Raw genomic sequence first — 12,968 nt, forward strand, 5'->3', positions numbered from 1 at the left:
TCCACCACCCCCGCCGGATCTGCAGAGAGCCACCGGCCCGCCCACGGCTGGTAGTAACGGTATCCGTAGTAGTACAGCCCCGTTGCGTCACGCTCCTTGCCCGAGTAGCGGACGGTCTTATAATCCGCTTCCATCGCGCTGCGGACCGTCCAGACTGCCGTGCCGCCGTACGGGTAGTACTCCTCCATGCTGATGATATTCCCGTCACCGTCCAGCTCCAGGCTGCTGCTGCCGGTGAGATTGTCGTAGCTGTAACGTACCTGGTCGTTGCTGATGGCGTCCGGTTTCCCGCCCGTCCAGTGCAGCATCCGCACCTGCGCACGGCCCGCCTCACCCACGGTAATCACCTCCAGGCTCTCCGTTTCCGCGTCGCCTGCCTTTGTGCTCCGCAGCTCCAGTCCCGGCAGGTACTGCACCCGCTGCGTCTGTGTGCTGCTGCCGGTTTTCTGTGTGCTCACCTTCAGTATGCGCTGGCTCTCCGCATCATAGCGGTAGCTTTCCCTGTCGTCCGTACCGCCGTCACGCACCACCGGCGTCACCTTCAGCAGCTCGTTGCGCGCCGTCCAGACCAGACCCTGCCCCGGCTGCAGCTGCGTCTGCTGCCCGCCCGCCGTGAACAGCGCCTCCACGCCGGAAGGGGTCTCCGTCAGCGCGCCCGGCACAGCCCGGTTGCTGCGGTCGCTTACCGTGATGTTCGTGGTATAGCTGTTATTTGTGGCCGGCGCGCTGTGCCTGATTTGCGTCAGGTTGCCGGCGCTGTCGTAGGTATAAGTGCGGGTGTAACGGGTATATGCCGTACTGTCGGTGGGAAGGGGAACGGCGGGGGACGGTAAGCTGCTGCCCTGCTGAGCGGCATCTGCCATTTCGCGCCCGGTGGCGCTCACCAGCTGGTACAGGCTGTCATAAGCGTACGTGTTCTCCGGCACCACTTTCTGGTTGCGCCAGAAGCGCGTCTCTTCCGCGTCGTTACTGACGGTCAGCACATTTCCCACGGGGTCATACCCGTAGCGCAGGTCCTGCAGAACTTTCGCACCCGACACATGTCCGGCCGGCCGCTCTGTTCTGATACCGGTCAGGCGCTGCGTTTCCGGCTCGTATTCGTAAGTGGTCACCACGCCGTTGCCGTGCTCCTCACGCAGCTTCTGCCCGGCAGCGGAGTATGTCAGGGAGGCGACGATAACCTGCTCCGTGCCGCCTTTCACCGTCAACCAGCTGCCCGACAGCAGGCCCGCCACGTCGTACGCCACCCGCTGCAGGTTGCCTCTGGCATCGGTGGTGGTCAGCACCGCACCGGTGGCGTCCGCCGTGCTCAGGGTTGTCCGGGCGTCACCGTCCAGCAGGTCGTTCCAGGCCGACACGTCAGCCCCCTGCCAGTCGGCCACGGTATCCGGGTTGTCTGCACCCTTCAGCAGTCTGCGGGTCACGGAGAGCGGCACACCGGTCAGGGCAACGCTGTCCGTCTGCACCAGACCGGCCGTGTCGTACTGGCTGACGCATGTTCCTGCCAGATTCAGGGCTTTCTCCGCGTCAGTATTGCCGGCGTACACAAAGCGGTCCGTGACGCGGGCGGCTTCACCGGTCACCTGCTCCGTGACGCTCAGCGGACGGCCGGGGAGTGCTGCGTCCTCATACTGCCAGGTGCGGGTCACGGCCTGGCTTCTGTCCTCCGTGCCGTCGCCCGCGGTGCGGACGTTGCTGACCGCGATAAACGGCCGGCCGGCCGCATCGTTCAGGCTGACGAGGGTACCGTTATCGGCGCCCTGCGTGCGCAGGACGCTGCCGTCCAGGCCGGTCAGGTACGTGAAGTTCGCCAGTCCGGCCTCGTGCAGGCGCGGGTCAGCGGTCTGCTGCAGGAAGCCGCGGGCGTCGTACCGGATACGGGTGATGCGTTCACGGGTCACGTCCGGGGTGTCCGGGTGGCGGTGGTACTGCAGCTCCCGTACCGGCAGGCCGCGGTTATCGAGGACCGCGACCTGCGGGGTCCTGCTGAACAGTGATGTACTCATGGGCTCTCCTGTCTTTTCACCTGTACTGGCTGACATGGACAGACCGGATTACCGGTCATGCTTCTGTCCCGGCCGTGTCATTCTCATCTTCGCTGACCACGAACCACGGCGTGAACAGGCTGCGGCGATACCAGCCTTTTGCCGTGAGAACCTGCCACTCCCGGCCTGTCGGGTCGTAAAAGTGCGTGTCGGCATACAGATCCTGGCGGGCACTGTCATCACTGACATATTGCCAGCTGTCCAGGAAATACGGCTGATAGACCCGAACCGGCAGACCTTTATTGTCATACTCCGTTCGCCCGGTAACTGACCAGCGGAAATCCGTTGACACACTGACCGCCTGCCCGTCGCTGCCCGTGACCAGGCCACCGTCGGCTCCCCGCTGCCAGGCCTCACCTCCGGCCTGCCTGGTTGCCGACTGCAGCACCCGCCCGAACCCGTCGCTGAATGTCACCTGCTGTCGGATCTGCTGTGCGGCATCACTGTCATAGCGATCGGTCACCAGCGTTATCACGTGCGGCGGTATTTTCCCGCCGGTATCATTCGTTTCATCCTGCCAGCTGTCCGTGACATACACCAGACACTGCGCCACCGGCAGGGGAGCCGTCAGCGCCAGCGCGACCGCCGCGCTGGCCGGTAAGGCCATAACGTCATCGCTGTAACCGGCAAAAACGCCGTTCTCGGTTCCGCTGAACCGGAGAGTGGTCACCCTCCCCAGCGCATCCAGAGTGACGGACTGCACGTTATCATTCACATCCTTCATTCTGACGGGGGTCAGGAAACGCCAGTCATAATCTGTTGTGGTGACCTGGCCCGCGGCATCCTGTATTTGCGTGATGACGCAGTCATGAACGTCCCGCGTGACCGTGACCGGGCCGGTCAGCAGACTGTCGCGGTAAGACAACGGCAGCCAGAAATGTTCTTCGCCGGCATAGGTGGTATGGCCCAGACGCAGGGTCCACAGAGTCTGTTCCGCTTCACTGTCCCGGGGGAACAGGTACCCGGCCTGCCGGTAACCGGCCTGCATAAGATGTTCGTCTGTAATACTGCCCGCCAGTGAACTGACCATGTCCCTGTCCAGCATGGCCGTTTCGATAAAGGCCACCCTGGGGGGCACTGACGGAGCCGAAACGGTGGCGGTATCCTGCGCATCCAGATACCAGACCTGCTGCTGACCCGCCAGCGTTCCGGCCTGATTATCCGGGGCCAGAATTTCTGTTGCCAGCAGATATTCCAGCGTCAGGCCGCCTTCCGGTACGTTGCCTGCAGGGCTGATGAATATATCGTCCCTCGCTGCATCCGCCAGCCCCGGTAACCAGACGCCCTCTGGCAGCGAAACAAAGTGATGTGCGCTGCTCTGCTGCAGCACCAGACGTAAACACTGCTGCTGTTCGTCATAACTGCCGGTAAACAGCGTGTCCGGCAGAATATCCGGATACGGGCTGACCGCCGGCTGCGGGCGCCGCGGATAAGCAATGCTGACCTGGCGCTGCGGAAAACCGTATTCATCGCTGACGAGTACCGTCTGCTGCTGGCACTGAGGGTCCCCGGGGTAGCGTTCATAGACGGATGTACGGCTTTCCACCGTTACCGGCCACACCACCGGATAGTCCCCATCCGCTTCAACCAGCCGGACCTGCGGGCGGAATTCGCTGACGCTGTAGGGGATACCGGCCTGGCTGCTGCCGTCGGCACCGTATAATTCACTGCGCAGCAGGATGCCTTTCAGGGCGCGCTGCAGCCAGAAGAGTCTGTTATCGTCCGGAGTATATACCTGTTCAGCTTCTCCTGAGCCGACGGTGAAGCGGGCTGAATACACGGGAAAGGCGGCGGTGTCACCCTGCCAGTACTCTTCAGGAAAAAGGGTATCCACCGCCGGTAACCCTGTGGCATACCAGCTCCGGCTCACGGAGGGCATGCTCAGTTCTGTCGCCGTTCCCCGGCTGGCCAGGGTATCGGTATCCCTGACCTCCACAAAACCAAACCCCCGGAACTCACGCTCCTGTCCGTCCCAGACGCCGTGACGGTAAAGGACACTGCTGACCAGACGATTACCGGTGATTTCATCAAGTACCACGGAGCGCCACAGAGTATGCAGAGGAAAGGGCAGATAGCAGGGCGGGGAGGCTCTGCCTGCCGCCCGCGCCTCTGCTTTCTCATCCAGCCAGAACTGCACCGCACTGCGATAGTACAGCTCATGCCGTGCCCCCATGCTGTTATTCATGCCATTCAGCAACCAGGGTTTTTCTGCCGACAAATGACACACCCAGTGATGGGGGGCGACATGGGGGACAGTCAGTAACAGGCCCGGCACCCCCAGTCCCCGGATATCCCCGGCCTGCAGGCTGCAGGTGCGATCATAACGAACCCCCTCCGGCAGATGCAGCGTATAGGGTTCAGCAAAATGATTGCCACTCTGGTTGAGATAAATGACCATCCGGTCGCTCATTACATAAATCAGGTCCGTTGTTCCGGAGCCGTCAATATCGGCCAGCAAAATCTGGTCAGGGTTAAACGTGGCCACCGGCTGGCTAAAGCCGGGGATGTTCACCGGCTGACCAAAACGCCCGTGCCCCAGGTTTGGCCAGTAACGCACCCCGTCAGCCCGCACTTCCGTCAGATGCTGCTGGCCGCTTCCGGCCATATCACTGAATGCCACAAGCGTTCGCGGGTCGGCCCCCGGGACCGGCAGGATGAGGCCCTCCGCCTGTGGCACGGTTTCCCCTTTATTCCAGCCATCATTTTTACCGGCATAGAGGCGAACGCTGCGGGGGCCGATGAGCACCATATCCGTTAACCCCGCGCCCAGAATATCGGCAAGCACCGCTTCCGGATGAGCATACTCCACGGGCAGGGCTGACAGAGGGGTGAAATGCAGCCAGTGGCGGTCAGGGGTACGATCATACATTCCTGCCACGCCGGGAGCCGTCACGACCCACTCCAGCCGGCCGTCCCCGTTGAGATCGGCCAGTATTCCTCCGCGGCGCAGGGCCGGGATGACGGGTAAGGGGGTGGCGGCGCCCCAGGTGACGGCATCCGGCTCAGCCCCGCTCTGCCGGACCGGCTCACGGTACCACCAGGCCCCGGTATCCTGATACAGGATACCGGGCATACCTTCCCCGTTAAGATCCACAATCTGGTACGGCTGTGACAGGTTCAGATTACCCATATCCTCCCTGACCTGCCATTCCGGCGAAGGCGGCGGGGTAAAGGTCTGCCACCCCAGCATCAGCGGCGGCAGGGCGCAGAGTGTGCCGTCAGGCTCATAAGCGGTCTGGCGAACAGAATCCAGCAGGCTGAGGGAGGGGCTTTCCCTGTACTGCAGCAGCAGACGTGAAACCAGCGCAGGTGTCTCCCCAGCAGCCGGCTCTCCCGACAGGGCCGCGAGACGATGATACATCAGGACCTGACGGCACAGGCGACGGGTGCGCAGGTTAAAACCAGATGCGTATCCGGAAAAACAGTCCTGACGGCACAGCCAGTCCCCGCTTCCGGGCTCCAGCCAGCCCGGCGACGCCGACGGCCCGGAACTGCGCTCACCGTAGTCAAACACCAGAATAAAAAGCCAGCTGTCCATATCCGGTAGCGACGCCAGTGCCGGTAATGACCGGGCAGCCTGTCGGTTACCATACCAGACGGCAACCAGATACCGCTGGGCGCTGGCCTGGGGATGTGCATTCCGCTCCGCGTCATCGCAACCGGTATCATCTTCGGCCCGGTACTGGTAATACATCTGCTCCCCGGTGAGTGATACCGAAGACTCAGCCAGCCAGACGGCCGTCTGTGCCGGCGCTCCGGGGTTACTGATGCGCGCCTGAGTATTCCGGCCCAGCAGTGTCACCTGCCCGTCCGGGGTATATAATACCCAGAAATCGTCCCCCACAGCGCCATCCGGCAACCAGCGTTCAAGGCGGATAAGGCTGCCTTCTGTTCGCGGGCGGTATGCCTGGACGCTGAAGCTTCCGCCGGGGGCGGTGCCGAGTAACGTGGTGGCCTGTCGTGTTTCGGGGGCTCCTGTGCCGGAACGCACCGGGACCAGCACTTCATCGTCCGGGCCGGTGAACTCATCGGTGTCATCATAAGCCGGTGCTCCCTTACGCGTCCGTCGCCGGACGGCTGGCAGACTGATGGCCCAGCCAATACCAAAGGGACCATTTCCCGCCAGGCTGTGGTAATTAAGCGAACCGGCAGGGGCATACCCCCGACCGGGGCTCACCGGCAGGGGAATGCTCAGGGTGGCCGCACCATCGGGCCCCGCCCCGGCAATATCCCCCCTGAGTCCGGTGATGGCACCGCCCCCGGAGGGGAGGGACGGAGTGGTAACAGACATGTCTTGATGATTTTGCATGCTCAGTCTCCTGGCAGGAGCCGGGTCAGGGCCCGGCCCCTGAAGAACGTTGATACCGGTCAGCTGAAGATGGTGTACCGGATATGCAGAATGATGTCACTCAGGCTGAGCAGCATGGCCTGCTGTTTTCCGTCAGCTTCCGGGAAACTCAGCGTCAGCGTGCCGCTGTCATCTACGGGGATCCCCTCAAACGGCAGCCAGCGGGGGTCGTTAAAATCCAGCTGGAACTGGCCGCTGTCGTTCATCCCGTGCGACACCGCCAGCGCCTCACACCCGCGGGGGACAACTATACTGCCACCGTAGCTGAGCACGGCCCTGACATCCTGGTAAGGCCCCACCAGGGCGGGTAACGTGACGCTGATTTGCTTAATGCGCCGCGTGACACCTAAGGACGAGGGATAATCATTGACGATGTTAAGGTCAGTCAGCCTCAGGGTGGCCTGCAGTTGCTGGCCGGAAAACGCCAGTCCGCTGGTCTCCGTACCGGCGCTCCCCTCCCCGGCATTCACCAGCCTGGCCACCTCATCCGCCAGCACAAAGGCTTCCTCCCCCGCAAGCCCGGCATACACCTCAGACAGACAGACCGTCCGCGTTACCTCTTTTTCCCGTTCATCGTTCTTCAGCCAGGCCTGCTCCATCTGCGACAGTCCCAGCATCAGCGTTTCACCGGCCAGCAAACCGGCATAGGTCCCCTGCCAGGCCCCGGACTGAATGAAACGGGTGGTGCTGTTTCTGTCCCACTGATATGCCGACTGGGCCATCAGGCAGCGGGAGACCGTCAGGTCGTAGAACTGATAATAAAGGGCGGCCAGCTTACCGCGCAGCCAGCTGTACAGGGCAGTATTGCTGAATTTATTCTGCAGATATGCCAGCTGGGCCTGCGTCTGGGCCTGCTGTGTCTCCAGATACGTTTTTTGCAGCTGAGCGCCCTCCCGGCGAACGGCCATGGCCGCCAGCTGGGCATCCATGGTGCTCACGTCAGACTGTGCACCGTCACGCTGAATTTCCCATTCTTCCCGGCGCCGGCGGTACATCTCAGACTGGCTGATTTTATCCGCCGATATCCGGGTGGCATCAGAGGACACCTGAATGCCGATAGCGGTGGCGTTAAACAGGGCACCGAAGCGGGAGCCCCCGACGGCCATCCCGTAGATATTGGGCAGCATGTCGGCTGCGGCACCCGCCATAAACAATGCCTGGCCTGATGCGGCCAGCACCGACGAACTGAGGTACAGGTCCATGGCCTGTTTTTCGCCGGTGTTAACGTCGGCATCATACAACCTGCTGTAGTAGTCAAACCGTGCCTGCGCTCCCCTGCGGCTTTCTTCAAGCGCCAGAATATCTGCATCAATTTCAGCAAGCGCGTTGTCCTGCTGGCGAAGCCCCTGCAGTATCAGTTCGCTGCCCTGGGTCTGCAGCAGCTCAGCCATGGCCTCCGCATCCTGGCGTTCGGTGATGCTGAGCAGCGTACTGCCAAACTGCTGCAGAAGGGAGACCTGTCCCCGGGCGTTCTCCAGCATAACCGGGAAGCGGTAAAGCGGCATGACCTCAACCGGGAGCGACGAAGAGCCCTGTGCGCTGCTGACTGCAGCATTCAGCAGGGCGGCCGGTTCTGCCGGGGTGGCATACACCGACAGGGAAAGCGGCTGTCCGTCAATGGACAGGTTATGACGCAGGTTATACAGCCGCTGCGCCAGGGTCTGCCAGTAGCCTTTCAGTACGGCATTTTGTTGAGGGAGGAACAGCGCCGTCAGGGAATTTGCCGTCCGGGCATCATCGGGTGCGGCCTCCTGCCGGCGCACCGCCAGCAGAGCGCTCTGGTAGCTGCGGGCGGTCACTTCGCTGGCCGCGTCGCCCAGCGTCAGAGCTGACCAGTCCGCATCGAAAGAAATATAGGGCTCTTCCCCCAGAATATTCAGGGCCTGGACATACCACATCCGGGCTTCGTTCAGGGTGTCCCGCTCCAGAAGCCGGTAGGCCGCGTCACCACGGGCAATCAGCAAGTCCAGCATGCGCATAAAGGTGGCGACCTTGTAATGCATGGGGTCGTTCTGGGCGATGGCATCCGGGTTCACGGAATCCAGCGGTGAGTCGTTCCAGGAGGTGTCCTCCTCCAGCGGACGGACGTTCCAGGTGTAGTTTTGCTGCGTTCCGTTCACTATGTAGCCGGCGGGGTTCCAGACATACTGCAGCCAGCGGGTGGCTTCCGGGAAGTTCTGTTCCTGCAACAACCGCTGGAACACCATCATCGGGGTGTAATAGAACAGCTCCCAGAAATAGAGGGCGTTGGCCCCCGTGAAGTCCATCAGGACATTATCATTACTGTCGTAATCCAGCGCGGGCTCGGTGATCTTTTGGGTCTCAAGGGTTAAAACGGCATCGATGCCGACATTGGCTCTTGCAACCAGCTGGCGGGCAAACAGCGTGTTGAGGCGCACTTTTATTGCCTCCCCGTTAACCGCCATACTCATATACTGTGCCCCCCGGCGGGTTTTGGATAAAGAAATATATTGTGTGCCCCCGGTAGCCACGCTGCCGATATACAAAATAGACACGGTCATATAGCGCATGGCGAGATAGGTCTCAGGAGCATTTTTATGCGAAACCGCCACGCAGATATTGACTTCTTCGCTGGAAATATCGACCTCCAGCGCCATTGTATCCGGGGTGAGGGTATTTTTTCCGAGACTAAGGGGCAACGAACTCCCGACAGGCGTAAAGACGGCAGAGCCCGCACTGTTTATAACCAGAGAGCCATAGCTGAGCAGATATTCCCCCTGTAGCGAGGTTGTATTAACAGGATACAGATAGGAGTCTACATACTCCTGAAAGACGGGGGCCTGCGAAGTCCCGGTCACCGCAGGGAGAAGGTATGCAGTGATGTTAAAATTTAACAGGCCAAGTATGGCTGAATTTATCTGTGCCTCAGTCAGGGAGGCAGTAAAGTACGTCTGGGAGCCGGTGATACCCCCCTCAAACGCAACAAGACCTGAAACAATGATCCGGTGCGATATTATAGTAGGTACGGGGTCTGCATATCCTGCAGCATAGTCTTTGTAAAACAGGCACACTATATTTTTTGTCGTTGCATTGACCATGCAGGCAAAAGACACATCCGCAATAGTACTGGATGGTATGGTGGTCACATATATCACGTCACTGGCAGAATAATAGCTGGTGAATAACTTCAGCACGGCCTGATTTGTGTAGGTCTGCTGACTGAGCGTGCATGAAACAAAAGACTCAACACCGACCGTTATCGTCTGTTCATCATTACTCTTGATATAGGCTCGTTGAATTTCTGTTCCGCTAAAATCAACAATCCGGTGTGTGCTCAGGTCGTAGACGGCTGACGGGTCAATTTTCGTGGTATAAGAAAATGACAGTCTGTCCACAAAGACCCGGTCAATAATACGGGAATGTTTGATACTGGCATAGAGCCCAACCGTGTTTTTATAAACCCTTTCCTGTTCTGATTTATCCGTCACCTCCGTCATGGACAGAAATTCATCAATGTGAATGAAATAGCTGTCTGACTGGGACGACGTACCAACAATGCCCCATTGTGTGTCTGCATCCCAGAAGCAATAAAAAATGCCGTGCAGGACATTGCTTTCATTGTCCCGGGACAGATAGAGCTCCAGCCCCTGATTCCCGGCTTCCCCAGCAGTGAGATTCAGAACGGTTTTAATGGCATCTGCAGAGAGAGCAAACGAAACCGGTGAGCTCCAGGTGCCGTCATAACGCAGCCGGGACAGGTTAAGGGTGTAGCTATACAGCGGACTTACCCCCCCGTCCGTACTGGTTTTCGCTGTTTCTTTCCGTTCCAGCCATGCAATATACAAATAATTATTGAACACAACCGGACGTACGACGCTGTTAAACGGGTTCAGCCCGCAGTGAATGGGCAGCCATTCGGTCCAGGCGTTGGCGGGGAATACGCCATCATCCATTGTGTTGTGGTCCACACTGCGCCAGTACCAGGTCACCTCTTCGGCGTCATTACACCCGATAATGTAGGTGGTTCCCTGGTCGTTATCGACATGGTCGTGATAGCCGCTGACAATCCTCAGGTTGGCGATTTGCTCAAACGAGGTCAGATAGGTCCTGTACGCATCCTCCACGGTATCGCGGCTGATACTGCTCTGGCTGACAGACTGTAGCAGGGTGTCCATCATACTGGTCTGGCCAATCCTGACCGTCGGATCGATGTAATTTTCCGGATAGTAAACCAGCTCAGAGACGCCTGCCCAGGTGCTGTAACGTTTGTTATACATATCCCAGTCAGTAAAAAACTGACGCGCTCTCACCTCTGTCACGATGCTGTTTTCCATCCCGTTGAGGGCCCGGTTGACATACAGCTGTATGCTGGCGATGGCTTCCGCAATACGGGTGGTTTTTACCTGAGCGGAGACCTGATTGTCCAGCAACAGGTAGCTGAACAGGTCATCGCGACTGGAAACCATGACAGGAGCCAGATTGTGCAGATAATACGCACAGAGGGCACTGCTGGTCGACTCCTCCAGCGCAGCACTCAGTGTTGCCGTCTGACTGCTGTCCAGTCCGGACTGCAGCAGACCGGATACGGCAAGCCACTCGCTGTATGAGGGGGCGCTGTCGTCAGACACATTGATGTACTTCAGGGCAATCAGGCGGGCCAGTCCGGATGGCGTAATGGACAGGGTCTCACTCATGTCCAGCCACTGTTCCGCCTGGTCCACCTCTTTCCAGGTGGCGAACACGCTGCCGTCCTGGTCACTGCCGCCCCGCACCTGAGCCAGGGCACCGGCGACATCCTGTTCATCCTGCTCCAGCGCCGTGGCCAGCAGGGTGACCGGCAGTTCGCCCGCCTCCAGCGCCGTCAGAACGTCAGCAGCATGGCTGCCACAGCGGTTGACGGTATCATGGTATCTCGTGAGGTCCCGCAGCGTCTGTAAGTCATGGGGCAGACTCGCCAGCCCCGCACGAAAACGGCCCGGCTGACTGACCACCAGGGTCAGCTCACGCGTACTGAGCCCGGTATGGCGGATAATCAGCGATAACTGCCACAGAACCTGACAGAACCCGGCCAGCCGGGCGGTCTGTTCTTCGTCCGGCTGCGCATCGGTTATGACCTGCGAAATAAAATCAGCCAGCGTCAGCCCTTCCGGTTGCAGGGCATCGGCCCAGTCCAGCATTGCCCCGGCACTGTCGGTTGAATCCAGCTGCGTGGCAGCGGCAACCAGTGGTGCAGCTGCGGTGGACAGTTCGTCAGAAGAAGAAAATGAACGTCCCGACAGACCAGAGCGCAGCGTGGCGAACAGATTTTCCATCTCCGGCGTCAGCAGGGTACTGTACGCGGTTGTCAGCATCAGAAAGACATCGCTGACCGACCAGCCCTGTTCCGTGAGCCAGGTGGTGGTCTGGTACAGAAACTGAGTCAGCTGCGTCAGCTCATCATCGGACAGCGAGCCGGTGGCCACCCCACTGAAGGGGGAGACGGACAGCAACATTGACAGCTCACCGGCGGACAGGTCGTGGATGTCCGCCAGGAGTTTTACGCGGTAGAGGGCGGCGATATTGTCAGCAGAACAGGTAAACCCGGCGCTGCTGTCACCGCTGACCAGCTGCCAGAGTGTGGAAAGCCCCGAGGCGCTGACGTTAAATGCGCGCTTCAGTACGCTGAGGCGGAAGGCATCCTCCGGTGCTTCAGAGCGTAAGTCGAGGGCGGTATCATCTGCAGAAAACGTCTGGCCGTTCAGCGGGGGGGTGTTGAACAGCGTGGTGAACAGGCCGGTTTCGCCGCTGAACGCCTGGTCACTGATGGTTCCGTTGCACAATACCAGTGACCGGGCCACATCAAGCTGATAGTGACTCATCAGGTAACGGACCTGGAAGATTTTACCAAGGACCGCATGGTCAATGGTGAGGGCGTCGCCAAGGCTGCTGGTGATCTGCAGCAGTTCTGCCGGCGTGATGCCACAGGCCTTATACAGCCGGAGGACTTTATTGAGTTTGAGATAAAATACTTCGGGGGCGTTTACTGTAGTTCGGGTAATAGTGACTTCCGAAATTATTATACCACCACCTGACTGAGTGCCTGCGGGAGGAAAACTCTGAACCAGATAAAAAAACAGCATATCATCCGTAAAATCAGCGTCGGGGACAGTAATATCCACGGAATATTCAATATTGCTTGCGTAGGAGAATGTTCTATCATCCCAGTATTTTGTGGCTGGCGATACTCTTCTTATGTAAAGCCCGTCTCCTCGGTCAACAATATTTTTCAGGATAGTGAACCTGACCCGGTAGCGGTCTTCTCCCAGCGCCGTCACCTGGCAAGCCAGATATCCGGGGGTGTGCACCTCTGTCAGAATGAGCGTGGTACCATCGCTGTCTGGCAGTGATACCATGCTGAGCAGGCTGGCCAGGGTGTCATTATCAATACTGTAATAGCGGGCCAGATAGTCCGGGCTGCTGAACATACTGACGCTGATATCCCCGAAGTTTTTGTTCCAGAGTTCCGCGTAATTCTCATCCGTAATCTCCTCGGTCAGTATCTGGTACAGCTCCGGCGAGATATCGGCTTCAATGGCCAGCATTGACGCCCGGTCCATCAGCTGCGCGACGTCCGG

The 12,968-nt window shown here is 59.4% G+C and carries 3 protein-coding genes; all 3 read right to left on the reverse strand.

The window, feature by feature from the left end:
* Positions 1-2,006: RHS repeat domain-containing protein (locus BO26_RS17270; protein WP_036773647.1), on the reverse strand; the 2,006-nt coding region annotated here is incomplete at its 3' end.
* 55 nt (positions 2,007-2,061) lie between these two features.
* Positions 2,062-6,354, reverse strand: a complete 4,293-nt coding sequence (locus BO26_RS17275) for a SpvB/TcaC N-terminal domain-containing protein (RefSeq protein ID WP_036773646.1) — start codon at positions 6,352-6,354, stop codon at positions 2,062-2,064.
* 59 nt (positions 6,355-6,413) lie between these two features.
* Positions 6,414-12,935, reverse strand: coding sequence for a Tc toxin subunit A-related protein (locus BO26_RS23555; RefSeq protein WP_236637546.1), 6,522 nt, complete (start codon positions 12,933-12,935; stop codon positions 6,414-6,416).
* Positions 12,936-12,968: the final 33 nt, after the last annotated feature.

The sequence above is a fragment of the Photorhabdus australis DSM 17609 genome (genome assembly GCF_000711895.1).
GTDB classification, from domain to species: Bacteria; Pseudomonadota; Gammaproteobacteria; order Enterobacterales; family Enterobacteriaceae; genus Photorhabdus; species Photorhabdus australis.